Origin of the sequence: Mycobacterium sp. 360MFTsu5.1, assembly GCF_000383495.1 — a bacterium.
Lineage (GTDB): Bacteria > Actinomycetota > Actinomycetes > Mycobacteriales > Mycobacteriaceae > Mycobacterium > Mycobacterium mucogenicum_B.
The window spans coordinates 195,719-219,986 of the sequence record NZ_KB911468.1; the positions used below are offsets into that span (position 1 = coordinate 195,719).

At 67.8% G+C, this 24,268-nt stretch carries 20 protein-coding genes; 10 read left to right on the forward strand and 10 right to left on the reverse strand.

All coding sequences use genetic code 11. From position 1 onward, the window contains the following. Window positions 1-41 precede the first annotated feature (41 nt). Window positions 42-683, reverse strand: a complete 642-nt coding sequence (locus H289_RS0118095) for an HNH endonuclease (protein ID WP_029105399.1) — start codon at window positions 681-683, stop codon at window positions 42-44. Window positions 684-815: 132 nt separating this feature from the next. Between H289_RS0118095 and H289_RS0118100 the strand changes: the two genes are divergently transcribed. The 7 genes from H289_RS0118100 to H289_RS0118130 all read left to right on the forward strand — a co-directional run bounded on the left by H289_RS0118100 (window position 816) and on the right by H289_RS0118130 (window position 7,959). Beyond that, window positions 816-1,220: a globin gene (locus H289_RS0118100; RefSeq protein WP_029105400.1), complete on the forward strand. Its 405-nt coding sequence runs from the start codon at window positions 816-818 to the stop codon at window positions 1,218-1,220. Next, window positions 1,220-2,788, forward strand: a complete 1,569-nt coding sequence (locus H289_RS0118105; protein WP_020102229.1) for a glycoside hydrolase family 13 protein — start codon at window positions 1,220-1,222, stop codon at window positions 2,786-2,788. The genes H289_RS0118100 and H289_RS0118105 overlap by 1 nt, the downstream gene beginning before the upstream one ends. A gap of 3 nt (window positions 2,789-2,791) precedes the next feature. Then, window positions 2,792-3,499: a TetR/AcrR family transcriptional regulator gene (locus H289_RS0118110; RefSeq protein ID WP_020102230.1), complete on the forward strand. Its 708-nt coding sequence runs from the start codon at window positions 2,792-2,794 to the stop codon at window positions 3,497-3,499. 147 nt (window positions 3,500-3,646) lie between these two features. Further along, window positions 3,647-4,537, forward strand: a complete 891-nt coding sequence (locus H289_RS0118115) for a metal-dependent hydrolase (RefSeq protein WP_020102231.1) — start codon at window positions 3,647-3,649, stop codon at window positions 4,535-4,537. Between the two features lie 24 nt (window positions 4,538-4,561). Continuing rightward, window positions 4,562-5,443, forward strand: a complete 882-nt coding sequence (locus tag H289_RS0118120) for a metal-dependent hydrolase (RefSeq protein ID WP_020102232.1) — start codon at window positions 4,562-4,564, stop codon at window positions 5,441-5,443. A gap of 12 nt (window positions 5,444-5,455) precedes the next feature. Further along, entirely contained in the window at window positions 5,456-7,033 is a 1,578-nt protein-coding gene (locus H289_RS0118125; protein ID WP_020102233.1) for a flavin-containing monooxygenase, read from the forward strand. Beyond that, window positions 7,030-7,959: an SDR family NAD(P)-dependent oxidoreductase gene (locus tag H289_RS0118130; protein WP_020102234.1), complete on the forward strand. Its 930-nt coding sequence runs from the start codon at window positions 7,030-7,032 to the stop codon at window positions 7,957-7,959. The genes H289_RS0118125 and H289_RS0118130 overlap by 4 nt, the downstream gene beginning before the upstream one ends. Here the strand turns inward: H289_RS0118130 and H289_RS30780 are convergent. Then, the gene (locus H289_RS30780; protein ID WP_051128523.1) at window positions 7,897-8,553 is read right to left on the reverse strand and encodes a TetR/AcrR family transcriptional regulator; all 657 of its coding nucleotides are present in this window, start codon (window positions 8,551-8,553) and stop codon (window positions 7,897-7,899) included. The genes H289_RS0118130 and H289_RS30780 overlap by 63 nt on opposite strands. 68 nt (window positions 8,554-8,621) lie before the next feature. Here H289_RS30780 and H289_RS0118140 point away from each other — a divergent pair, with 68 nt between their 5' ends. Genes H289_RS0118140 through H289_RS0118150 form a run of 3 tightly spaced genes read left to right on the forward strand, consistent with a single transcriptional unit; the run spans window position 8,622 to window position 10,293 of the window. Further along, on the forward strand, window positions 8,622-9,038 hold the full coding sequence (locus H289_RS0118140) for a nuclear transport factor 2 family protein (RefSeq protein ID WP_020102236.1): 417 nt from the start codon (window positions 8,622-8,624) through the stop codon (window positions 9,036-9,038). Window positions 9,039-9,087: 49 nt separating this feature from the next. Beyond that, the gene (locus H289_RS0118145; protein ID WP_020102237.1) at window positions 9,088-9,753 is read left to right on the forward strand and encodes a cyclase family protein; all 666 of its coding nucleotides are present in this window, start codon (window positions 9,088-9,090) and stop codon (window positions 9,751-9,753) included. Window positions 9,754-9,801: 48 nt separating this feature from the next. Next, window positions 9,802-10,293 (forward strand): pyridoxamine 5'-phosphate oxidase family protein, encoded by a 492-nt coding sequence (locus H289_RS0118150; protein WP_020102238.1) that lies wholly within the window; start codon window positions 9,802-9,804, stop codon window positions 10,291-10,293. A gap of 22 nt (window positions 10,294-10,315) precedes the next feature. Here the strand turns inward: H289_RS0118150 and H289_RS0118155 are convergent, their stop codons facing one another. The 8 genes from H289_RS0118155 to H289_RS0118190 all read right to left on the reverse strand — a co-directional run bounded on the left by H289_RS0118155 (window position 10,316) and on the right by H289_RS0118190 (window position 24,183). Then, window positions 10,316-10,951 carry a DUF8185 domain-containing protein gene (locus H289_RS0118155; RefSeq protein ID WP_020102239.1) on the reverse strand — a complete coding sequence of 212 codons (636 nt, stop codon included), beginning with the start codon at window positions 10,949-10,951 and terminating at the stop codon, window positions 10,316-10,318. 28 nt (window positions 10,952-10,979) lie between these two features. Next, window positions 10,980-11,393: an acyl-CoA thioesterase gene (locus tag H289_RS0118160; RefSeq protein WP_020102240.1), complete on the reverse strand. Its 414-nt coding sequence runs from the start codon at window positions 11,391-11,393 to the stop codon at window positions 10,980-10,982. Between the two features lie 7 nt (window positions 11,394-11,400). Next, window positions 11,401-16,257 (reverse strand): NAD-glutamate dehydrogenase, encoded by a 4,857-nt coding sequence (locus tag H289_RS0118165; RefSeq protein ID WP_020102241.1) that lies wholly within the window; start codon window positions 16,255-16,257, stop codon window positions 11,401-11,403. A 57-nt stretch (window positions 16,258-16,314) separates the two neighbouring features. Continuing rightward, entirely contained in the window at window positions 16,315-17,988 is a 1,674-nt protein-coding gene (gene ettA / locus H289_RS0118170) for an energy-dependent translational throttle protein EttA (protein WP_020102242.1), read from the reverse strand. A gap of 181 nt (window positions 17,989-18,169) precedes the next feature. Continuing rightward, window positions 18,170-18,619, reverse strand: coding sequence for a single-stranded DNA-binding protein (ssb, locus tag H289_RS0118175; protein ID WP_029119346.1), 450 nt, complete (start codon window positions 18,617-18,619; stop codon window positions 18,170-18,172). A gap of 148 nt (window positions 18,620-18,767) precedes the next feature. Then, window positions 18,768-21,134 carry a glycerol-3-phosphate 1-O-acyltransferase gene (locus H289_RS0118180; RefSeq protein ID WP_020102244.1) on the reverse strand — a complete coding sequence of 789 codons (2,367 nt, stop codon included), beginning with the start codon at window positions 21,132-21,134 and terminating at the stop codon, window positions 18,768-18,770. Continuing rightward, complete coding sequence (locus H289_RS0118185; RefSeq protein ID WP_020102245.1) at window positions 21,131-22,705, reverse strand: HAD-IB family hydrolase/lysophospholipid acyltransferase family protein; 1,575 nt, start codon at window positions 22,703-22,705, stop codon at window positions 21,131-21,133. Before H289_RS0118185 ends, H289_RS0118180 begins: the two co-directional genes overlap by 4 nt. Further along, the gene (locus tag H289_RS0118190) at window positions 22,702-24,183 is read right to left on the reverse strand and encodes a wax ester/triacylglycerol synthase family O-acyltransferase (RefSeq protein ID WP_020102246.1); all 1,482 of its coding nucleotides are present in this window, start codon (window positions 24,181-24,183) and stop codon (window positions 22,702-22,704) included. Before H289_RS0118190 ends, H289_RS0118185 begins: the two co-directional genes overlap by 4 nt. Between the last annotated feature and the right edge of the window lie 85 nt (window positions 24,184-24,268).

Genomic DNA, 24,268 nt, shown 5'->3' on the forward strand with positions numbered 1-24,268 from the left:
CACTGCTCACGCTGAGGACAGGGGCAATCCGGCCGCGGATGTCAGGCGGCGCCTTCGCCGAGGTACCGCACCCAGGCCGGATCGAGCTCTTTGACCGCCGAGAGCAGCCGCCAATGTTGTCCTTTGGGCGGCAGCGGCACCGCGTGCAGGGTCCAGCCGAGTTCGGTCAGCAGCCGGTCGGCCTTGCGGTGATTGCACGGACCGCACGCCGCGACGCAGTTCTCCCAGGAGTGCTCGCCACCGCGGCTGCGCGGCACGACGTGGTCGACGGTGTCGGCCTTGCCGCCGCAGTACGCACAGCGGAACCGGTCCCGGTGCATCAACGCGGCCCGCGTCATGGGAATGCGGGCCCGATATGGGACCCGCACATAACTACGCAGCCGGATGACCGACGGGACGGCGACCGCGCGGGTCGCCGAGTGTATGACCGGACCGGTCGGATCGGCGTGCACCACATCGGCCTTGCCGCACAGCACCATGATCACGGCGCGCCGCATGGGCAGCGCGGTCAACGGTTCGTAGGTCGAATTCAGCAGCAGGACGCGGCGGCGGCCCCAGAGTGAACCGTCGGTGGGACTTGATTCGACTGCGTGCAGGGGTGATGACAGTGCCGGGCTCGACACAGGCGAACCCGCCGCGGCGCCGTGAAGTCTGTGGCCGCGGACCTTCCTCCGTTGCGACATACGTCCTCCGTGCTGACAGTTCACCACGGATCGACAGACAACGCACGAGAATTCTGGCGTGTTAGCTGGACCATTCGATGAACTTCGCGTGACGAGTCCCGCATGGAACGCGTCATCGCGTCCTCGTGGACAATGGCGACCGTGACAGAGGCGCAGCGGTCGTTCTACGACGAAGTCGGCGGGGCGGAGACCTTCGGGCTCCTGGTGTCGCGGTTCTACCAACTGGTCCGCGACGACGAAATCCTGCGCCCGCTGTACCCGGAGGACGACCTCGACGGCGCCGAGCACCGACTGCGGATGTTCCTCGAGCAGTACTGGGGCGGCCCCCGCACCTACGGCCAGGAACGCGGCCACCCCCGGCTGCGGATGCGGCACGCCCCGTTCCGGATCGGTTACCTCGAGCGCGACGCCTGGCTGCGGTGCATGCACAGCGCGCTCGCCTCGATCGGGCCCGAGACCATCGACGACGCGCACCGGCAGGCGCTGCTCGACTACTTCGACATGGCCGCCCAGCACATGGTCAACTCGGCGTTCTGATGGCAGATCCGCGGTGGTGGTCACGCGCGGTCTTCTATCAGCTCTACCCGCGTTCTTTCGCCGACAGCGACGGTGACGGTGTCGGCGATCTCGACGGCGTGACCGCGCACCTGGACCATCTGCGCGCACTCGGCGTCGACGCGCTGTGGCTCAACCCGGTGATGGTCTCCCCCATGGTCGATCACGGGTACGACGTCGCCGACCCGCGTGACGTCGATCCCCTGTTCGGCGGCATGGCGGCCCTCGATCGATTGATCGCCGCCGCCGATGCAGCGGGCATCAAGGTCACCATGGACCTGGTCCCCAACCACACCAGCTCGGCGCATCCGTGGTTCCGGGCGGCGCTGACGTCACCGCCCGGCAGTCCCGAACGGGACCGCTACCTGTTCCGCGACGGCCGCGGGCCGGACGGCGTTCTGCCACCCAACAATTGGACGTCGGTGTTCGGCGGGCCGGCGTGGACCCGGGTCATCGAACCCGACGGCCGGCCCGGCCAGTGGTACCTGCACCTGTTCGACGCCGCGCAGCCGGACCTGAATTGGGACAACCCGGAGATCGCCGCGGATCTGGAACGGACGCTGCGGTTCTGGCTGGACCGCGGCGTCGCCGGATTCCGGATCGACGTCGCGCACGGGATGGCGAAACCGGCCGACCTGCCGGACATGGCCGATCCTGACGGCACCATGCTGGCCACCCGGGCCGACGACCCGCGGTTCAACAACGACGGTGTGCACGCCATCCACCGCGGTATCCGGACGGTGCTCGACGACTACCCCGACGCGGCCACCGTCGGCGAGGTCTGGGTTTTCGACAACGAGGATTTCGCCAAGTACCTCCGCCCCGACGAGCTGCATCTGGGCTTCAATTTCCGTTTGGTACGAGCCGATTTCACCGCGGCCGCCGTCCGCGAGGCGATCGAGAATTCCCTGGCCGCCGCCGCACTGGCCGACTCACCGCCCACCTGGACACTGTCCAACCACGACGTCGAACGCGAGGTCACCCGTTACGGCGATGGCGCACAGGGACTTTCGCGCGCCCGGGCGATGGCGCTGGTGATGCTGGCACTGCCGGGCGCGGTGTTCGTCTACAACGGCGAAGAACTCGGACTACCCAACGTCGAGTTGCCCGACGACGTCCTGCAGGACCCCGTCTGGGAACGGTCCGGCCACACCGAGCGGGGCCGCGACGGCTGCCGGGTGCCACTGCCCTGGTCCGGAGACCGCGCGCCGTACGGGTTCTCGGCGACCGCGCACACCTGGCTCCCCATGCCCGACGGCTGGGGGCCGTTGACCGTCGCCGCGCAGAGCGACGACCCGGATTCGACGTTGTCGCTCTTCCGGCGCGCCATCGAATTACGCCGGGGCCGAACAGTTTTGGGCCGCTCGGTGCGGTGGCTGCCGACCGCGCCGAAGCTGCTGGCATTCCGGTGCGAGGACGGGTTGGTATGCCTGCTGAATGCGGGCAGCACCGCGGTCGACGTGCCCGCCGGCCGGGTGGTGCTGGCCAGTGGGCCACTGCCCAACGGACAAATCCCACCCGACACGGCCGTCTGGCTGACTTACGATTAGCCCATGCCCGTGGATGCCACCCGTGTCGCGGTGCGGATGTCCGCACCGACCGGTGACGCGCGGGCCGACCGCTGGCGGGCGCACCGCGCGACGGTGAAGGCCGACCTGATCGAGGCGACCCTGCGGGCAATCGACGCGTACGGGCCCGACCTGTCGATCGACGACGTGGTGAAAACCGCCGGCGTCCCGCGGCCGAAGCTCTATCGCTTCTTCACCGACAAGGAGACGCTGTTCGCCGCGGTCGGTGAGCGCATGCAGGAGCTGATCGTGCAGCGCGTGATGCCGTGCTTCCACGTCACCGCGACGGCGCTGGAGCTGGTGAGTTCTGCGCTGACCGGCTATGTCGACCTGGTGGCCGAGCGCCCCAACCTCTTTCGGTTCGTCGTCGGCTCCCATTTCAGCGACGACCATTCCCGGACCAAGCTGCTCGAGAACGGCCGCAACCTGTCCAGCGCGATGACCGAGGTCCTCGCGGCGATGGTGCGGGCCCACGGCGGCGACGGCGATCATCTCGAATACACGGCCGACGCGATCCTCGGCTCCGTGGCGCTCGGCGTGCTGCGCTGGCTCAACGAACCGACGATCGGCAAAGACGAACTCATCGCCCAGTTGACCCCCGTGATCTGGGGTGCGGTGTCAGCGGCGGCCGCTGCCCGCGGTGTCGTCATCGCACCAGACGAGCAGATGGCGTTGTTCGGCACCACCGACTGAGCCACGGCCGGTCCTCCTGACCTGCACACGGGCAGCTCAGAAAACGTCGTTATCCAAAACCCTTGCGCAATGGCGCATGCCGTCGTAACTTCGAACTACTAGAACTCGCGGTACTAGTTACTGATTGTTCGAGGAAAGGCTGGCGGCATGGCCGTACGCAGCAGGCAACACCCGACGGCGCCGTCGGAGCCCAGCTCCCAGGCGCCCTATCCCCGGACCCGGCGAATCCGCTTCCGATTCGCCGAGGAGGCGAGCCGGAAGTACTTCGTCGCCGGCGACATGGTGTTCAGCCATTTCGTCGCCGGTCTCTCGGGCGCATTTCCGCCCGGCGAGGAGGGCTTCATCCGGTCGGTCCGCCGATTCGCCGACCGGATCACCGATCCCGGCCTCAAGAAACGGGTCGCCGGCTTCATCGGCCAGGAGTCCATGCACGGGCAGGAGCACCGGCACCTCAACGAGAAGCTGGTCGCGATGGGCTACCCCATCGCGTGGTGGGATTCAGAATCCTTCAAAGACAAGCGGATTCGGTTCGAAGACCGGTTGCCCGCGCATGTCCATCTGGCGCTGACGGCCGCCGCCGAGCACTACACCGCGGTGCTGGCCGAGCGGGTGCTCTCGAGCGACGAGCTGCAGGCGATCCCGGCCGATCCCGAGGTGTGGCATCTGCTGAATTGGCATGCGCTGGAAGAACTCGAGCACAAATCGGTGGCCTTCGACGTCTACCGCGCCGTCGGCGGCACCGAGCGCACCCGCATCGCGGTCATGGTGGCGGCGTGCGCCCTGCTGCTGCCGGTGACGCTCATCTCGCTCGCCGTCTCGGTCGGGTCCGATCCCGTGGCGCGGCGCCGGCCCGACCGCCTGGTACGCGAGACGTACGAACTGTTCACCGGCCCGATATTCAAGGGCCTGTTACCCGACCTCGCGGTCTACCTGCGTCCCGGATTCCATCCGGACGACGTCGACACCAGCGCACTGGCCCAGCAGTGGCGCGACACCCTCTTCGGCGCCGAGGGCGTCCTCGTCGACCACCTCAGATAGCCGGCACAACGGAAGGAATCGATCATGAGTGCTGACCCCATCACCGCGCATGCGGTCGCGTTTCCCAAGGTCCGCCGGATGCGGTTCCGGTTCGGGGAACCCGAACCGCTGCACCGGCATTTCGTCGAGGGCGACATCGTGTTCAGCCACCTGGTGGCGGTGTTGTCCGGTTCCTTCCCACCCGGCGAGGAGTCGTTCATCCGTTCCGTTCGCCGCTTCTCCGACCAGATCACCGATCCCGATCTCAAGCGACGGGTCGCCGGCTTCATCGGCCAGGAGTCCGTGCACGGTCAGGAGCACCGCAAGTTGAACACCCAGCTCGCCGACATGGGCTATCCCCTCGTCCGGTTCCTGCTGTTCGCCCCGACGAGCGTGCGCCAGAAGGTCGTGCTCCGCATCGAGAAGCTGATCCCGGCGAAGGTGCACCTGGCGATGACGGCCGCCGCCGAGCACTACACCGCGGTGCTGGGCGCACGGGTGCTGTCGAACGACGAAATCCAGGCGATCCCAGGCGATCCCGAGGTCTGGCGCCTGTTGAACTGGCACGCCATGGAGGAACTGGAGCACAAGTCCGTCGCCTTCGACGTCTACCGGTCGGTGGGCGGTTCCGAGCGCACCCGCATCGCGGTCATGTGGTTCATGTACTTCCTGACCATCCCCGTGGTCACCGCCGCGGTGGCGTTGTCGATCCTGCTGGACCCGACGGCATGGCCGCGACCGATCACGGTGCTCCGCCAGACCTACGGCGTCTTCCGCGGGCCGCTGGTGCGCGGCATCCTCGGGGAGATCGCCGAATATCTACGGCCCGGCTTCCACCCCGATGACGTGCCCACCGAGGAGCTCCTGGCCCGCTGGCAGCACGACTTGTTCGGCGCCGACGGCGAACTCGTCGGCTACGTCCGGTAGTCGGGCACAGATATGACCACGAGCGCGAAGGCTGCGCGGCCGGCCACGGCGGAGCGACACGATCCCGATCACGAGGTGGTGATCGTCGGCGCCGGGTTCGGCGGCATCGGCGCCGGTATCGCGCTCCAGCGCAAGGGGATCCACGACTTCGTCATCGTCGACAAGTGGGATCACGTCGGCGGCACGTGGCACGCGAACACCTATCCCGGTGTGGCAGTGGATATCCCGTCCGTGATCTACAGCTTCTCCTACGAGCAGCGCGGCGGCTGGTCGCGGGTCTTCGCGCCCGGCAGCGAGTTGCGGGACTACGCAGACGACATGGTGGACAAGTACGGCCTGCGCGACAAACTGCAGCTGGACACCACCGTGACCGCTGCGACGTTCGACGAGCAGAACAGCATGTGGCGCTTGACGTTCGATGGTGGTGCCGAGATGACCGGCCGCCACGTGGTGATGGCGGTCGGTGGGCTCGAGCGGCCGAAGTTGCCGGACATTCCCGGGCTGCAGGATTTCGGCGGGGTTCTCATGCACACCGCACTGTGGGATCACGACGTCGAGTTGGCCGGTAAGCGGGTCGCGGTCATCGGCACGGGCGCGACGTCGCTGCAGCTGGTCCCGGCGATCGTCGACGAGGTGGCGCACCTCACGGTCTTCCAGCGCACACCGATCTGGGTGTTTCCCAAGCCCGACAGCATGATTCACGGCATCACCCGCGCGGTGCTCGAGGTCGGCCAGGTGCGGTCGGCGCTGCGCGCCGTCGGGACCGTCGCGACCGAGATCGGGATGGGCGGCATGCTCACCGGGCCGGGCTGGATGGTCGAGGCCACGCGCAAGCTCGCCGAGGCACCCGTGCGGGCGTGGATGCGCAGCCAGATCACCGACCCGGCGGTCCGGGAGAAATTGATCCCCCGCTACGGCCTGGGCTGCAAGCGCCCGTCGATGTCCAACGACTACCTCAAGACGTTCAACCGGAGCGACGTGAGCCTGGTGACCGACGCCATCGAGCGCATCACCGAGACCGGCGTGGTGACCGCCGACGGCGTCGAGCACGAGGTCGACGTCCTCATCTGCGCGACCGGATTCAAGCTGTGGGAACGGGATTCGGTACCGCCGTTCCCCGTCGTCGGCCGGGACGGACTCGACGCCGCGGAGTTCTGGGCGGTCAATCGCTTTCAGGCCTATCAGGGTGTGTCCGTACCCGGCTTCCCGAACATGTTCATGATCACCGGCCCCTACGGCTTCGTGCTCGGGTCTTATCTGTGGATGATCGAGGCCACCGCGGCCCACCTGAGCCGCGCGATCGCCGAAGCCAAGCGCCGCGGCGCGCGGGAGGTCGAGATCCGGCGCGAAGTCCATGACGCCTATTTCCAGTACTGCCTCCGGCGGCAGGCGCGGAATGTCCTGTTCACGCCGACCTGCGCCGGGTCCAACACGTACTACATCGACTACCACGGCGATTCCCCGTTCCGGCCGACCACACACGGCGAGATGTACTGGCAGAACCGCCATTACGACCTCGACGTATACCGGTACGGGCCCGGCACCGCCAATGCCCACGAAGTAGCCGCTACTGCGAAGGAAGCCGGATGAAGATGAACAGCCTGGACCCACAGCTCGTGGTCGTCACCGGCGCCGGCAGCGGCATCGGGCGCGCCACCGCGATCCGCTTCGCCAAAGGGGGTGCGCACGTGGTGGTCTCCGACATCGACCTCGACTCGGCGCAAGCGACCGCCGCCATGATCAAGGGCGCCGGCCGCCGCGCCTCGGCCGCCCGGCTGGACGTCACCGACCCGGAGGACTGGGAGGCTTTCGCATATGACGTACGCACCGAGCACGGGGTGCCCGACGTCGTCGTCAACAACGCCGGCATCGTCGTCGGTGGGCCTTTCCTCGAACTGTCCGCGGCGGACTGGGACAAGCAGCTGAGCGTCAACCTGATGGGCGTGGTGCACGGCTGCCGGGTCTTCGGTGCGCAGATGGCCGAGCGCGGCCGGGGTGGTCACATCGTCAACATCGCCTCGGCGGCGGCCTTCACGCCGACACCGGTCATGGCGCCGTACTCGGTGTCCAAGGCGGGGGTGAAGATGCTCAGCGAATGCCTGCGCCTCGAGCTCAAGCCGTACGGCATCGGGGTCAGTGCCATCTGCCCCGGCGTCATCAACACGAACATCGGCGACCGCGCGGTGACCGTCGGCGTGGACCCTGCGCTCGTCGCGCAGGCCCAGCGTCTCACCAGGCAGCTTCAGGAGTTCGCCGAAAAGCTGCCGTTCTCGCCGATGAGCCCCGACCTCGTGGCGCGCGCCGTGGTGCGGGCGGTCAGCTACGACCTCGCGGTGGTACCCGTGCGGGCCGAGGCGTGGCTCGGCTATGTCATGCACCGCCTCGCACCGGGCGTCAATCGCCGTATGACACAGCCCTTCTCGTTCGATCTGCTCGAGAAACTGGCCGGTCCGTTACTCGACCGGCTGGCACCGTCGACCACCACGACCTCCACGGAACCGATGGCTCGCGTCTGACGGTCGCTCTGCGCTAGTGCCCAGGACGAGGCCCACCATGCTCTTGACGAGCACGGTGACCCGTTTCGGTGGCGGCTCACCCGCGAGCAGGTGCCGCCGCACCGCGGCCAGCGGCAGGTCCAGGAGGGCGAAGGCGATCTGATCCGCGGGACGTCCGGTTTGTCTCGCCAGGGTTCGCACGGCTTTGTCGAGGCGCCGCCGCGAATCGTCTTCAGCGACAGCCAGTTCGGTCCGGGCGACCGCGCTCCATTCGTCGGGCTCGAATGACCGCACGCCGGCCTGCAGCACCACGGCCGCCGGCAGATGATCGCGGCACCAGTCGACCAGCCACGTGGCCGCACGGACGGCGGTGTCCGGCGTCGGTTGTTCCCCGAGGACGTCCAGGTAATCGCGTTGAAAGCCCGCCGTGGTGCGCAGCCACAAGGCGGCCAACAACGCGGCCCGGTCGGGAAAGCGATGGTAGATCGACCCACTCGGCGCCCCGACCTCCCGCGCGACCGCGTTCATCGTCAGCGCGCGTGCTCCCCCGGCGACGAACAGGCGCGCGGCCGCGTCCAGAAAATCGTCGGCCGTGTGCCGTGGAGGTCTACCCATGATCTAGAGACTATGCTCTACTACTTTATTAGAGATCACCCTCTAATAAAGTAGCGAGAGGAAGACCGATGACCACACCCGACACCACCCCGGCAACCGAGGTCGCCACGCGCCTCTACGCCGCTTTCGGCACACACGACCGCACCGCCTTGGCCGCACTGCTGCATCCCGACTTCACCGGCCGGGTCAGCGAGGGCATGCCGTTCGGCCTCGGCGGCACCGTGCACAGCCCCGAACAGATGCTGCGCGACGTCTGGGGCGGCGCGTCCAAGCACTACGAAATAGCACCGCACCCAGACGAATACGTCATCGCCGGTGAGAACCGGGTCATCGTGCTCGGCTACTACCGCGGGCGGTGCCGGACCACCGGACGCCGCTATACGGCCGCGTTCGCCCACGACATCACCGTTCGCGACGGGAAGATCGCCGCACTGACCCAGATCACCGACACCAAGCCATGGCACGACGCGCTGGCCGCGGGCTGACGCGGCTAGAGTTCTTCACTCAGCCGCCGCCAATCTGAACGGAGTCGCGATGCTCGTCGATCTGTCCCACACGATTCGTGCGGGGCTGGTGACCTACCCCGGGCTGCCGGCACCGTCGATCAGCGACCACCTCACCCGTGCGGCGTCCCGCGACGTCTACGCCGCCGGCACCGAGTTCGCGATCGGCGCGATCACGATGGTCGGCAACACGGGCACCTACCTCGACTCCCCGTTTCACCGCTACGAGGACGGTGCCGACCTGGCCGGCCTCGATCTGAACACCTTGGTGGACCTGCCCACGATCGTCGTTGACCGTCGCGACGTCACGGCACGCGCCGTCGATGCCGCCGAACTGCCCGATGACATCGAAGCCGGCTGTGCGGTACTGATCGATACCGGGTGGGACCGGCATTTCGGCACCGAGGCCTACGCCGTCGACGCACCGTTCCTGTCCGAGGCCGCGGCCGAGCTCCTCGTGAGCCGTGGGGTCGCTCTCGTCGGGATCGACTCGGTCAACATCGACGATGCCGGCCCGGCAGCCGCCGGACGGCGGCCCATCCATACCGTGCTCTTGGGCAACGGGATTCACGTCGTCGAGCACCTGACCAACCTGGCGGCGCTACCGGCCCGGGGTGCACGCTTCACCGCCGCCCCGCCGCGGATCGAGGGATTCGGTACCTTCCCCGTCCGGGCATACGCGACCATCCCGGACTGAGCCCACGGGAGGTTTCCACGCCGCACGCCGCGGACTACCGTCGCGAACATGACCAGTTGGAAAGAGTTCGCGGACTTCGCGCCGCGAATCGCAACCACCTTCGTCCGCCGACACACCGCCACCGGAAACCTGTGCATGCTGGGCACGCTGCGCTCCGACGGATTTCCCCGCATCAGCCCCATGGAGCCCCGGTTCTTCGAAGACGAGCTGTGGATCTCGGGCATGCCGCACACCACGAAATTCGACGACCTCGCCCGCGACCCGCGCTTCTGCCTGCACACCGCAACCGTCGACACCCACGTCGGCGACGGCGACGCGAAACTCTGGGGCGTCGTGGAGGACGTGCAGGACAAGGCCCTTCATCGACGGTTCGCCGAGGCGCTGTACGAACAGACCGGCTTCGACATCCGCGGCCAGGAGTTCGAACACTGCTATCGCGCCGACCTGGTCGGGGCGTCCGCGGTCGAAGTGGCCGACGGACACCTCGACATCACGGTGTGGAAGCCCGGCAAAGCCGAGCACGTCGTCCGCAAGCACTGATTCGCGCTTGCCCGGTTCGGTCCTAGGGCGACAGCAGGATCGGACCACCACGGCGGCGGTACACCGACCCGAACCGCGCGTCGATGCGCAGCCACGTCGGATGCACCCGAACCCGGACCACCTCGTTCTCCGGCAGCGGATCGGGCACGAAACCCATGGCGGTCAAAGCGAATACACAACGCATCGGGATGCCGACCTCGATGTCGCCGGAGCTGACGGTGAGGACGTCCTGGTCCAGCAGTGACGGCGGCGGGCCCTGCGGGCCGCTGTGTTCCCGGGCCAATTCGACGCCGCGCTGGAACAGCTCAAGCACCGCGGCCGCCGGCACATCGTCGAGGTGGCTGAAGCCGTCGTCGGGCGGCAGCGCACCACGCCACGCCGAGTCCATCGCGAAACCCGGATCGATGCGGCCCGAACCGGGCAGCTCACGGCTCAACGCGTCGGCCCCGGCGCTGAGATCGGATGGCGACACTCGCCCGTTCACCACACGTGCGGCCAGCACCTCGAAACCTGTTGCCGCCCAGGCAACGACGACGCCCTCACCGCGCGCCCGCAACCGCACCACGGCCGCCTCGTCGAGGCGCAGCACGCGCTCGACAAAGGTGGCCAGGTTCTGTGCCTGCGCGGCGTCGGCGAGCCAGATGCCCCGCTCGCTCATCGTTGCACCCTGTTCTTCGCGCAGGCGCTCATCGCGCGAAACGCTGCAGGTACTCCCGCTGATGCGGGGCGATGCGCACCAGCATCTGTCGCTCGATGTTGAAGGTGGCCAGCTGGGTCTCCCCGATCACCGCGGGCTTGGAATCCGGGTCGGCCTGCGCCGACCGCACCTCATAGCCCAGCGTGAAGTCGCAGGCACGCAGCCGGTTGGTCCAGATGGTCACCTGCAGCGGTGAATCGACAAGGCGCAGTTGGTCCTTGTACTTCACGTTGACCTCGGCGATCAGCAGGCCGGTGGTGGCGACGTCCTCGGCGAAGGGCTCGGTGAGGAACGGGACCCGCGCCTCCTCGAGGATGGTCACCATGGTGGCGTGGTTGACATGCTGATACATGTCGATGTCTGACCAGCGCACCGGCACCGGCGTCGTGAATCGCTCTGTCACCCGCCCATCATCCCTGATTGCCCGTTCCTGTCGTCCGCGTGGTCATGCTGCGCAGTTGCCGCGCGGCCACCGACAGCGTCGCCAGGTCACGCACCTCGTCGCCCAGAATCTCGGTCAGGGTCCGGCGGGCCCGCATGACCCGCGAACTGTTCGTCGACGCCCACTCGTGAATCTTCTGTTCACCGGTCTCGTCGGGTTCGCCGACCGCCATCACATCGATGCACAGCGCCCGGATCGATCCGTAGATATCATCGCGAATCGCCAAGCGCGCCAACGAATGCCAGCGGTCATTGCGGTTCAGTTCCGACACCGCGGTGAGCAGGTTGTCGATGCCCAGGTTGTCGGTCAGCGCGAAGTACGTGTCGGCCACCTCGGCGGGCTCACGCTCGGCGATGTCGGCGATGTCGATGACGTCCAGCAGGCTGTACTGGTACAGCCCGGTCGCCACCATGTAGGCCAGTTCCTTCGAGACGCCCGCGGCCACGAACTGCGCCGCATCGGTCTCGGCGATGGCCTTGTCGTCGCCACGCAGCCACTGCGCCATCTCCGGGGTGAGCTCGGCGACCTTCGCCGCGAACCGGTTCGCCTCGGCGCCGACCGCCAGCGGCTGGGGCCGGTAGTTCAGCAGCCAGCGGCCGGCCCGGTCGATCAGCCGGCGCAGATCCAGCGTCATGCGGTCGGTGACATCCACCGGGACACCGGCCAGGCCGGCCGCCCGGATGTTCCGCCACACCTCGCCGACCCGGAAGATCTTGTCCACCGCGACGTAGCTGCGGACCGCGTCGACCGGCCCCACGCCGACGTCTTCGGCGACCCGGTAGGCGTAGGTGATGCCTGCGGTGTCGACGAGGTCGTTCACCAGCATCGTGGTGATGATCTCCCGGCGCAGCTGGTGCGACCGGATGTCTGCGCCGAACCGGTCCCGCAGCTCCTCCGGGAAGTAGTCCGGCAGTCGTCCGGCGAACACCTCCTGATCGGGCAGGTCGCTGCCCAGCACATCCTCTTTGAGCGCCAGCTTGACGTGCGCCATCAGCGTCGCCAGCTCCGGTGAGGTCAGCCCCAGCCCGGTCTCCATCCGCCGGCGGATCTCCTTGTCCGACGGCAGCGCTTCCAGCTCACGATTCAGGCCGCGTTCGGCGGCCAGATTGCGAATCTGGGCGGCGTGCACCGGCAGCAGGCTGGCCGCGTTGGCGCGGCTGGTGCCCATCAGATCGTTCTGAGAGATGTTGTCGGCCAGCACGAGCCGGCCCACCTCGTCGGTCATCGACATCAGCAGGTCGGTGCGCTCGGCGGCCGCGACCTTGCCCGAGGTCACCAGGGCGTCGACCAGAATCTTGATATTGACCTCGTGGTCGGAGCAGTCCACACCCGCCGAGTTGTCCATCGCGTCGGTGTTGATGTGGCCGCCGGCCAGATCGAATTCGATGCGGCCGCGCTGCGTCACACCGAGGTTGCCGCCCTCGCCGACCACCTTGGCGCGCACCTGATTTCCGTTGACCCGGATGGCGTCGTTGGCGCGGTCACCGACATCGGCATCCGACTCGGTCTCGGCCTTGATGTAGGTGCCGATACCGCCGTTCCAGAACAGGTCGACAGGCGCCAGCAGGATCGACTTCATCAACGCCGGCGGGGTCAGCTCGGTGACGTCGGCCGCCAGGCCCAGCGCCGCCCGCACCTGCGGGCTGATCGGGATCGACTTCTGGTCGCGGCTGTAGACGCCGCCGCCCTCGCTGATGAGCGATTTGTCGTAGTCGTCCCAACTCGACCTCGGCAGCTTGAACATCCGGTCGCGTTCGATCCACGAGCGGGCCGCATCGGGGTTCGGGTCCAGGAAGATGTGCCGGTGGTCGAAGGCCGCCACGAGGCGAATGTGCTTGGACAGCAACATGCCGTTGCCGAACACGTCACCGCTCATGTCGCCGACGCCGACGACGGTGAAGTCCTGCGTCTGGGTGTCATGCCCCATCTCGCGGAAGTGCCGCTTGACCGACTCCCAGGCGCCCTTGGCGGTGATGCCCATCGCCTTGTGGTCGTAGCCCACCGAACCGCCGGACGCGAACGCATCGCCCAGCCAGAAGCCGTACGACTTGGCGACATCGTTCGCGATGTCGGAGAACGTCGCGGTGCCCTTGTCGGCGGCAACCACCAGGTAGGCGTCGTCGCCGTCGCGACGCACCACCTGCGGCGGCGGCACCACAGCGCCGGTCGCCGTCTCGACGTTGTCGGTGACGTCGAGCAGACCCGCGATGAACAGCCGGTAGCAGGCGACGCCCTCGTTGCGCAGGGCATCGCGATCGGCGGCCGCGTCACCGGTGGGCGCCGGCGGCGACTTCAGCACGAAGCCGCCCTTGGCGCCGACGGGGACGATGACGGCGTTCTTCACCGCCTGCGCCTTGACCAGGCCCAGGATCTCGGTGCGGAAGTCCTCCCGCCGGTCCGACCAGCGCAGGCCGCCGCGGGCCACGTTGCCGAACCGCAGGTGCACGCCCTCGACCCGCGGCGAGTACACGAAGATCTCGTATTTCGGCCTGGGCAGCGGCAATTCGTCGATGAGCTGGGGATTGAGCTTGAACGACAACGCGTTTCGCTGTCGCGCCGAGCCCGGCGCCGTCACGTAGTAGTTGGTGCGGAGCGTGGCCTGCACGAGCGCCGCGAACGCCCGCAGCACGCGGTCGGTGTCCAGGCTCACGAGGGCATCGATGTCCGCGGCGACGGCGGCCGCGGCGGTTTGGGCACGGTCTGCCGCGTCGGCCCCGGTCGGGTCGAACACCGCCTCGAAGAGATCGACGAGCGACTTCGCGGTGGCCGGGTTGTCCCGCAGCACCGTCTCGATGTGGTACTGGCTGTAGGGAAAACCGGCCTGCCGCAGGTATTTCGCGTAGGCCCGCAGGATCGTCACCTGCTGCCAGGTCAGTCCCGCGCCCAGCACCAGCTCATTGAACCGGTCGATCTCCACCTTGCCCTGCCAGATGGCGGTGACCGCGTCGGCGAAACGGGTGGCGATGACTTCGCGTTCGGCTTCCGGGGCGTCGACGGTGGAGTGGTGCCGGGAAATCTTGAACTGGTAGATCCACACCGGCATACCGTCGGCGCGCACGACGTTGAACGGCTGCTCCTCCAGCACCACCACGCCCATGGACTGCAGCATCGGCAGCAGCTCACTCAGCGAGGCCGACCGGCCGGCCAGGTACCACGTGAGTTGGGCGGTGCCGTCATCGTCGGGCCCGGCTTCGGGATAGTCCAGCACCAGTTTGACGCTGTCGTCCTGCAACTGGTCGATGATGCTGATGCCCTCGATGGCACCGGTCGGTGTGAAGGCCTGCTTGTATACCTCGGGAAACGCCACCGCGTAGTGCTCGGCCTCGGCGCGGGTGATGGTGCCCGGTGTGACGGCGCCGATCAGCCGGTCGCCCCAGGTCCGGGCGGCCTCGGTCAGCAGGCCCTGGATGCGGGTTTCGTTGGCGGCCGACGTGTCGATGGTCGCGGGGCTCGCGGTCTCGCCCAACCGGACGGTGAAATGCACGACGGCCCAGGGTGATTCACTGACCCGGGCGGTGTACTCGATGCTCTCGCCGCCGAGTTCGCGCACCAGGATGTCCTGCATGGCCAGCCGCACATCGGTGGTGTAGCGGTCACGCGGCAGGTACACCAGGCACGATACGAAGTGGGCCAGCTTGTCGGCGCGCAGGAACAGCAGCGCGCGTCGCCGCGACCCCAGGTCGATGACGGACTTGCCCATCTCGACGAGGTCGCGTGCGGTCAGGGAGAACAGCTCGGACCGCGGCACGGTCTGGATGATGTCCAGCATCAGCTGGCCGGGCCGGCTCGGATCTCCCTGGGACAACGCCAGCGCCTCGTTGACCCGCCGCGAGATCAAGGGAATCTCGAGCACATTGGCGTTGCCCGCGGTCACCGTGAACTGACCGATGAACCGGTGCTCACGCGCCGGCCCGTTCGGTCCCGCGCTCTCGCGGACCACCACGATGTACGGGTAGGCGCCGTAGCGCAGGTAACTCGGCATGGTGGCCTGGGCCACGGCCAGCAGTTCGTCGTCGCCGGCGAGCGGTGGCAGCACGTCGGTGCGCAGCTTGGCCACGCCGAGCCGGGTCGCCGGGTCCACCTGGGCCTGCCCGTTCTCGATGGTGCACTGCTGGTAGCCCAGCAGGACGAAATGCCCGTCGGCCAGCCAGCGCAGCAGGGCCGCGACGTCGCGCCGGTCATAGCCGGGGAACCGGCCGTTGTGGTCGGCGTCGAGCGCGTTGGCCAGCCCGACGAGCGCGGCGTTCATCGCGGGCGTATCGAGCTCCACCGCACGGGTGTCGGTCAGGGCATGCGGCAGCACGGCGGCCGCCTCGGCGACGGCCTTGCCGTCACCCATGGTCGCCAGCTGCACATGGATCCAGGTCTCGTCGATGCCGTCGGGCGGAGCGCTGGGGTCACCCGCCGGGCCCATCGCGACGACCTCACCCGCCGAGTCACGCCGCACCCGGAACTCGGGACTCATGATCGCGGTGTAGGCGACGCCGATGCGGTGCAGCAGCACCATCACCGAGTCCATCAGCAGCGCGCTGTGATCGGTCACGATCTGCAGCGCGGGACCGAAACGCCCCGGATCGTCGGCGGGGTAGATCGCGACCAGCGTCTCCCCCGTCGACCGGCGATGACCGAGGCGATAGTGCGCGGCCAGCAACTCCGGGGAGACCCGGGTTGCCAGTGCCGCGTCGATCGGGGCGGTGACCCCACCGTCGGCCGGTGAGCCATCGTTGGGGCCGCGGTAGGTCTGCAGGTATGCCCGTGCGAGACCAGCGTTACCGTCCGCGCCGGCGGACCGCGTGCTGCTGAGTCCGCCCCGATTTTCCGTCATCCGACTTGCTCCTGACGTTGCACCTACGTGCCCCGATCCGAGCACGTAGATGCGACGTTAGTCGCGAGTCAGCTTGCGGTGGGTCACTCTGTGCGGACGCGCCGCTTCGATTCCAAGTCGTTCCACTTTGTTCTCTTCATAGGCACCGAAGTTGCCCTCGAACCAGAACCATTTGGCCTCGTCCTCGTCGTCGCCTTCCCACGCGAGGATGTGGGTGCAGGTGCGGTCGAGGAACCAGCGGTCGTGGCTGATGACCACGGCGCAACCGGGGAACTGCTCGAGCGCGTTCTCCAGCGAAGACAGGGTTTCGACGTCCAGGTCGTTGGTCGGCTCGTCGAGCAGGATCAGGTTGCCGCCCTCTTTGAGGGTCAGTGCCAGGTTCAGGCGGTTGCGCTCACCACCGGAGAGCACGCCGGCCGGCTTCTGCTGATCGGGTCCCTTGAAGCCGAACGCCGACACGTAGGCCCGCGACGGGATTTCGTTCTGGCCGACCTCGATGTAGTCGAGCTTGTCGGAAACGACCTCCCAGACCGTCTTCTTCGGGTCGATGCCCGCGCGGCTCTGGTCGACATACGACAGCTTGACCGTCTCGCCGACCTTCACGGTGCCGGCGTCCGGCTGCTCCAGACCGACGATGGTCTTGAAGAGCGTGGACTTACCCACACCGTTCGGGCCGATGACGCCGACGATGCCGTTACGCGGCAGGGTGAAGGACAGGTTCTCGATCAGGACGCGATCGTCGAAACCCTTCTTCAGGTTGTCGACCTCCACCACGACGTTGCCCAGACGCGGCGGCGTCGGAATCTGGATTTCCTCGAAGTCGAGCTTCCGCGTCTTCTCGGCCTCGGCGACCATCTCCTCGTAGCGTCCGAGGCGGGCCTTGTTCTTGGCCTGGCGAGCCTTGGCACCCGAACGCACCCAGGCCAGCTCGTCCTTGAGGCGCTTCTGCAGCTTCTGGTCCTTCTTGCCCTGGACCTCGAGACGCTCGGCCTTCTTCTCCAGGTACGTGGAGTAGTTGCCCTCGTACGGGTAGGCGCGGCCGCGGTCGAGCTCGAGGATCCACTCGGCGACGTTGTCCAGGAAGTACCGGTCGTGGGTGACGGCGAGGATCGCGCCCTTGTAGTCGGCGAGATGCTGTTCCAGCCAGTTCACGCTCTCGGCGTCCAGGTGGTTGGTGGGCTCGTCGAGCAGCAGCAGGTCGGGCTTGCTCAGCAGCAGCTTGCACAGGGCGACGCGGCGGCGCTCACCACCGGACAGGTGGGTGACGGGCTCGTCCGGCGGCGGGCAGCGCAGGGCGTCCATGGCCTGCTCCAGCTGGGAGTCGATGTCCCAGGCATCGGCGGCGTCGAGCTCCTCCTGGAGCTTGCCCATCTCTTCCATGAGCTCGTCGGTGTAGTCGGTGGCCATCAGCTCGGCGACCTCGTTGTACCGGTTGAGCTTGGCCTTGACCGCGACACCGGCCTCGACGTTCTCCCGGACGGTCTTGGTCTCGTCGAGCTCGGGCTCCTGCATGAGGATGCCCACCGTGGCGCCGGGCGCCAGGAAGGCGTCGCCGTTGTTCGCCTTGTCGATGCCGGCCATGATCTTCAGGACGCTGGACTTACCGGCGCCGTTGGGGCCGACGACACCGATCTTCGCGCCGGGCAGGAAGTTCAGGGTGACGTCGTCGAGGATGACCTTGTCGCCGTGCGCCTTGCGGACTTTGCGCATCGTGTAGATGAATTCGGCCATGCCGTCGTCATGCCTTTCGTTGGCTGTTCGTCGTAGCGTTCTCGTAGCGCGCGCCCCGGCTCACTGGGTCGGGCGCGGTCCCGCGAAAACTCGCTGACCATCCTAGGCAAGCCGCCAAATCGCCCGATGGCGCGGTCGGGGCGCCCCCCGCGCCGGGCTTCGTGAGGCGCCCCGGCATTTTCTACGCCGACAGCACCAGTGCGCCGGAATTCTCGGCATCGGGCGACTCTGAGCCCGCCTCGGGCTCGACCTGCGGTGGCTCGAGTTCGATCGGGTTCGGCCGCCGGGGATCGACCTTGACCTGGCACCGGCCCATGTCCGGACCGACAGACGTCGCCTTCACCTCCATCGAAGACCGGCGGTTGCCCTCCTTGTCCAGGTACTCGTTGGTGAAGATGTGGCCGACGACCACCACCGGGTCGCCCTTGAACAACCGGCCCGCGACCCCGTCGGCCACCCGGCCCCAGCAGTTCACTGTCACGTACAACGAGTTGCCCGGCTCCCAACCGTCGTCGGTCTTCTTCCGCGAATTGCTCGCGACCCGGAACGTCACAAGATTGGTCTCGCCGGCGCGGCGTGACACGACATCGGTGACGACGTTGCCGACGACGGTGATGGGTGTCTCGAACATGTGCTTCTCCATCCATTTCGGTGTTGCCGGCGTTCTCGTCGGCCTGTGCGTCCATTGACCCGTCAGGCACCGACAAAAGAACCGGCGCCGCCCTCGGGACGGCGCCGGTTGTGGATGAATCGCGAACTGTGGATAACCCGGGGGCGGGTTACTCGGCCTCGATGACGTCGATGGCCTTCTTGGCCTTGCGCCGCTGCAGCTCCCGGACGTCGAACTTGATCCAGCCGATCGAGTCCACTGTCGCCAGGTCCGCCAGGATCGCCCGCAGTTCGGCGAGGAACGCCGTGCGCCGCTCCTCCAGATCAGGGGCCGCTTCGAGCAGCTTCTGGTCGGCCACCACCTGCCGCGCCGTCGTGAACAGCAGCGCCGACACCGACTCGTTGCTGCGAATCCGGCCCTGTGCGACGTACTGCCGGCCGACACCGAGTGCCCGCTTCGTCAGGTCCTTCTCACTGATGTCGGGCGGCGTACCGCGCAACACGTCGGCGACCAGTTCGTAGGCCTCCAGGAACGGCCGCAGCATCGCGCCGGCGATGATCGGGCGCTTGGCCCGCAGCATCGCGTAGATGGCCTCGCCACCCTCGGCCAGCTGCTGCTCGCAGTTGGCCTGCCACGACATCTCCTCCACGATGTGGGCGCGGAACGATGCCGAGTCGGCGAAGTAGAACTCGAACTTGAGCAGGTCGCGCAGCCGCATCACCTGCGACCAGAACGCCTCCACCGGGTCGGATTCCGCCTTGGCCGCATGCGCCATGGCCAGCTCGACGATGGCGGTCTCCAGGAACGCGTCGATGGTCGTGTTGCGGTAGAACGCGGCCTCGTGCTCGTCCTGCGGCGCGATGTACCAGACCGGCTGCCGGCCGCTGTTCACCGCGGTCACCGGGTGCCCACCGGACATCGCGTCGAGCGCGGCCCGGACCCCCTCGGGGGTACGGAGCCGGAGAACCGAGTTGGTCATCGGAATCTGTTTGCGCTCAAGGTAATCCAACGCGTCCTGCAGAGTGTGGTGCAGCTGGTCCAGCGTCAGCGCCAGACCGCGGGTGGTCAGCAGCAACGCCGACACCAGCGCCGTGGCGTTGATCGGGGTGGCTCGCAGGATGCGCCAGGCCACCTCGAACGCCATCTTCTGCAGTGCGAGACGCTTGGCCGCGGGGTCGGTGGCCACCGGCCCGTCAGGTGGCCCCAGCTGTTCGCGCATCGACACCGCTTCGGGGAAGCGCACGTAGATCTTGCCGAAGTTCCGGTCGCCCTGCGCCTTGATGTAGTGGTACAGCCAGCTCAGGCCTTCAGGCGTCTTCTCGCCGCCGCGCGCGTAGGCGGCGTACTCGGCCGTCTCGTGCAGCTGGTCGAAACTGATGGAGACGGGCTGCAGCAGGATGTCCTCGCTGCGGCCGTCGAGGTAGGCGTCGGCGACGTAGGCGAGCAGACCGAGCTTGGGCGGCAACATCTTTCCGGTCCGGGAGCGGGTTCCCTCGATGGACCAGTTGAGGTTGAAGCGCTTCTCTACGATGTACCCGACGTACTCCTTGAGCACGTACTTGTAGAGCGGGTCGCCCGCGATGTTGCGCCGGATGAAGATGACGCCGGAGTGCCGGAAGATCGGCCCCATCAGACCGAAGGCCAGGTTGATGCCGGCGAACGTGTGCACCGGCGGCAGGCGGTTCTCCTGCATCGCCACCGGCACGATCACGCCGTCGAGGTAGGACCGGTGCGAGAACAGCAGGACGGCAGGGTGCAGCTCCAGCGCGTGCCGCATGGCCTCGACCTGCTCGCGGTCGTAGTCCACGTTGGGGTCGAAACCGCGGCTGAAGATGGCGCGCCCGATCTTGGGGATGAAGTCGACGGAGAAGCGGCTCCAGCCCGTCGACAGCTCGTCGAGCATCTCGCCGGCCTTCTCGACCGTCGCGCCGGGGATTTTCTCCAGGCCCTGCCGGAACCGCGCCGACGCCAGCACCTCCGGCTTGACCAGCCGGGGTGACTTGTATTCGGGCCCGAGCAGCCGCAGCTCCACCCGCTCGATGGCGAGCTGCGCCCGGCGCAGGACGAAACGGGCGAATTCCCTTGGGTTTTCGGCGGTCGTGGTGTCCTTCCACTGCTGCCGCAACTGCCCCACGGTGGCGGGCTCACCGGCCACCACCCGGGCGCGCAGCGGGTCCTTGCGCAGGATGCGGCGCTGCAGCACCTCCGGTGGCCGGTACCGGTCGCGGCCGGAGATCAACCCGACGATCTTCGAGCGCGTCGGCAGCCCGGCGGGCACCCAGAACACCCGCACGGGTACCACCGAACGGCTCTCATCGGCGCCGAGCAGTTCCACCAGGCGGGCCAGCGTGCCGGGCGAGGGCTCGCCATCGGTCGGCAGCCGGAGCACCTCGAGGCGGGTATCCGGGTGCTGCTTGCGTTGGTGCGCCAGCCAGTCGTTGAGCAGGTCCCATTCGGCAGCGGAGCCGACGGCGGTCAGCACCAGGGCGTCGTCCGTCGGGTCGAAGCTGGCGAGGTCGTCAGCGGTGTGTTTCACCGTCGGCCCTTGGCGCTGCGCGGCGCATCGCCGCTGTCGTCACCCGAATCAGGTTGTGCTGCAGGCGCGGTCCGGTGGTACAGCGCGTTGTCGGGCACCTTGTCATGCGGCCATTTTCGGAGGGTGTCGAGGTAGAGCTGACGCACCTCCGCGATGCGCTCCGACAGGTCGTCCAGGGTCCAGTCCTCGACCGAGATCGGCGGGTATACGACGACGTCGACCTTGCCCGCGTGGAAGGTCGACGAATCGCGCGCGGCGATCACCTCCGCGTTGCGGATCACGATCGGCACGACGGGGATACCGGCGGCCATGGCCATGCGGAACGGGCCCTTCTTGAACTCGCCGACCTCGGTGGTGTCCAGGCGGGTGCCCTCGGGTGCGATGAGGATCGAAAGGCCTTTACGGGCAAGCTCTTCCATCTTGTGCAGGCTCTCGATGGCCGACGCGGGATCATCGCGGTCGATGAACGCCGCGTCCATCACCTTGCCGATGGTGCCCATGATCGGGTTGCTCTCGAGCTCCTTCTTGCCCACCGAGGTGAAGTTGTCGCTCACCAGCGCGCCGGCGATCATCGGGTCGGCCTGGTTGCGGTGGTTGAAGATGAACACCGCAGGCCGCTGCGCCCGCAGGTTTTCCGCGCCGAGCACGTTCAGGTCGATGCCGAGCGTCGCCATCAACGCCTTGCTCCACGCCGACGTGAAGAAGTTGACGCCCGTGCGCCGGTTGCCGGTCAACAGACCGAGGCCGAGGGCACCGGCGGCGACCGGGGCCAGCGACGCGATGCCGGCGAAGGTCCGCAGCTGTGCGATGGGGCTGCTGCCACTGCGGCTGGAGAACTTCAGCACCGGCCAACCACGCTTGGCGGCCACGGATTCCAGCTTGGCAGCCGGATTGGTGGGCCGTGGATTGCCGACCAGGTACATCAGGGCGACGTCTTCGTCACCGTCGGCGTAGAAGTAACTCTTCGCCAGATCGACACCGTTGTTCGCCGCGAAATGCTGTGCGGCGTTGGCCTTTCCGGGCCCCCACAGCACCGGCCTGACCACCTCACCGGTGATGAGTCCGTCCTCGTCCGTCTCGAACTTGTTGCACAGCACGTTCTTGATGCCGAGGAAGTTCGCCACCGGTTCGACCTGGACCGTCAGCGCCGACGAGCTCAGCACGACGGTGTGCCCGCGCGCCTGGTGCGCGCGGACGAGCTCGCGCATCTCGGGGTATATCCGCTTCTTGATGTGCTGGATGAACAGCCGCTCCCCCAGCTCGTCGAGGTCGCTGAGCGAGTTGCCGTTCAGCATCCGCGCGCCCCGGCCGATCAGGTCCTCGAACTCGGCTCGTCCCAGTTGGTGGTTCACCGCGGCCTGCACCATGCCGATGAACTCACCGACGCCCATCTGGCGGCGGCGCAACCGGTCCTGCGTCATGATCACGCCGGTGAACCCGGCCACCAGGGTGCCGTCCATGTCGAAGAACGCGCCGACCTCCGGCCCCTCGGGGCTGGCCAGAATCTCCGCCACCGACCCCGGCAGCCGGGCGTTGCGGAACTCGCCCGCGTAGTCGTCGTCCGAACTCATTGTGCGGCACCCCCGTTCACTGCCGGCTCGGCCTGTTCGTCCGCCAGCGCGAACGACGCCGGAATGGCGCGGCCGTCTCCACCCAGGGCCAGCACCTCGTTGAATCCGTCGAGCAGGCAGCGGGCCCACAGCTCGGGATCGTTGATCGACGCCCGGTCGTAGCGGGTGCTGATGGTGACCCAGCCGCTGCGCGAGATGAGTACCGCCATCATCGCGACGCCGGGCAGGGGCCCGATTCCGTAGTGCCGCAACACCTTTGCGCCGGCGATGTACGTGTCCATCGGCGGGCCGGGCACGTTGCTGGCCTGCACGTCGGAATTGACCACCGAGCCGGCCATGGACTCCAGCAGGGGGTCCGGCACGAGGTTCAGCAGCGGCGCGACGACGCCCACCACCTCGATGGCGCGCTCCTCGCGCTTGCGGGTCATCTGGGCGCGCACCTTCTGGATGCGCTTGCGCGGGTCGACGACGCCGATGGGCGCGGCGATGTTCACCCCCGCAAACCTGTTGCCACCGGCGGGGTCCGAGTCGGAGCGCACGTTCACCGGCACCGCCATCGGCAGCGACGCCACCGGGATGCCCTTGGCCTCGTGGTAGAGGCGCAGCGCGCCGCACAGCGCGGCGAGATAGGCATCGTTGATGGAGCCCTCGGCGGCCTTGGACGCCTTGTGCAGATCGCTGAACTTGATGTCGATCGCCTCGCTGCGCGACGCCAGACCACGGCGGCGCAGCACCGGCGACGGCGGCGCCGCGGGCGTCATCACCCGCCGGCTCGATCGCACGTAGTCGACCACCCCGCCGACCGCATCGGCCGGATCGCGCATCATGCGCCCGAGCAGCCCGGCCGCACCGCGCGTCACGTCGAGCACATTGTTGGCGATGCCCTTGGGCAATGCGTTGATGCCTTGGCGGGCAAGGTCGTTCGGCGACAGGTCTTCGGGGATCGGCAGCGGTGCCGAGGGCCGCGGCGCGGGATCGCGCTCGAGGTCGTAGAGGTTCGCGAACATCTCCATGCTGCCGACACCGTCGGTCACGGCGTGGCTCATGTGCACGATGTTCGCTGCGCCGCCGCCCGCCAGCCCTTCGACCAACGTGGCCGTCCACAGCGGCCGCGAGATGTCGAGCGGCGACTGCAGCGCCAGCTCGGCGAAGTCGAAGACCTCACGCAGCGTTCCCGCACCGGGCGCACGCACGCGCCGCACGTGGAAATCCAGATTGAAGTCGGGGTCGACGACCCAGCGCGCCGCCGCCGTCGGCAGGCTCGGCATCACGACCTTCTGCCGCAGGCGGATGGCCTTGCGGGACGCCTGCTCGAACCCCGCGCGGTACCGCTCCCAGTCGGGGGTGACGTCCAACAGTTCGACGCCCATGATGCCGGACCGGGTGCGCGGATTGGCCTCCCCGCGATGCATCAACTGATCAACCGCACTCAACTCTTCGGGCAACCCGGCCGTGTCAAAGTCCGGCACGTCGCTCATGGCTGTCGCTCTCCTCCGTCGTTGCCCAGCGCTGGACCCTAACGCTAGTCCGCCGCCGGACACAGCGCGGGCAATACGGCTGTTG

What these genes read in the sequence shown, in the direction of transcription:
- H289_RS0118095 (WP_029105399.1), bottom strand. Translation starts at nt 683, where the DNA reads ATGTCGCAACGGAGGAAGGTCCGCGGCCACAGACTTCACGGCGCCGCG.
- H289_RS0118100 (WP_029105400.1), top strand. Translation starts at nt 816, where the DNA reads ATGGCGACCGTGACAGAGGCGCAGCGGTCGTTCTACGACGAAGTCGGC.
- H289_RS0118105 (WP_020102229.1), top strand. Translation starts at nt 1,220, where the DNA reads ATGGCAGATCCGCGGTGGTGGTCACGCGCGGTCTTCTATCAGCTCTAC.
- H289_RS0118110 (WP_020102230.1), top strand. Translation starts at nt 2,792, where the DNA reads ATGCCCGTGGATGCCACCCGTGTCGCGGTGCGGATGTCCGCACCGACC.
- H289_RS0118115 (WP_020102231.1), top strand. Translation starts at nt 3,647, where the DNA reads ATGGCCGTACGCAGCAGGCAACACCCGACGGCGCCGTCGGAGCCCAGC.
- H289_RS0118120 (WP_020102232.1), top strand. Translation starts at nt 4,562, where the DNA reads ATGAGTGCTGACCCCATCACCGCGCATGCGGTCGCGTTTCCCAAGGTC.
- H289_RS0118125 (WP_020102233.1), top strand. Translation starts at nt 5,456, where the DNA reads ATGACCACGAGCGCGAAGGCTGCGCGGCCGGCCACGGCGGAGCGACAC.
- H289_RS0118130 (WP_020102234.1), top strand. Translation starts at nt 7,030, where the DNA reads ATGAAGATGAACAGCCTGGACCCACAGCTCGTGGTCGTCACCGGCGCC.
- H289_RS30780 (WP_051128523.1), bottom strand. Translation starts at nt 8,553, where the DNA reads ATGGGTAGACCTCCACGGCACACGGCCGACGATTTTCTGGACGCGGCC.
- H289_RS0118140 (WP_020102236.1), top strand. Translation starts at nt 8,622, where the DNA reads ATGACCACACCCGACACCACCCCGGCAACCGAGGTCGCCACGCGCCTC.
- H289_RS0118145 (WP_020102237.1), top strand. Translation starts at nt 9,088, where the DNA reads ATGCTCGTCGATCTGTCCCACACGATTCGTGCGGGGCTGGTGACCTAC.
- H289_RS0118150 (WP_020102238.1), top strand. Translation starts at nt 9,802, where the DNA reads ATGACCAGTTGGAAAGAGTTCGCGGACTTCGCGCCGCGAATCGCAACC.
- H289_RS0118155 (WP_020102239.1), bottom strand. Translation starts at nt 10,951, where the DNA reads ATGAGCGAGCGGGGCATCTGGCTCGCCGACGCCGCGCAGGCACAGAAC.
- H289_RS0118165 (WP_020102241.1), bottom strand. Translation starts at nt 16,257, where the DNA reads ATGACGGAAAATCGGGGCGGACTCAGCAGCACGCGGTCCGCCGGCGCG.
- ettA (WP_020102242.1), bottom strand. Translation starts at nt 17,988, where the DNA reads ATGGCCGAATTCATCTACACGATGCGCAAAGTCCGCAAGGCGCACGGC.
- ssb (WP_029119346.1), bottom strand. Translation starts at nt 18,619, where the DNA reads ATGTTCGAGACACCCATCACCGTCGTCGGCAACGTCGTCACCGATGTC.
- H289_RS0118185 (WP_020102245.1), bottom strand. Translation starts at nt 22,705, where the DNA reads ATGAGTTCGGACGACGACTACGCGGGCGAGTTCCGCAACGCCCGGCTG.
- H289_RS0118190 (WP_020102246.1), bottom strand. Translation starts at nt 24,183, where the DNA reads ATGAGCGACGTGCCGGACTTTGACACGGCCGGGTTGCCCGAAGAGTTG.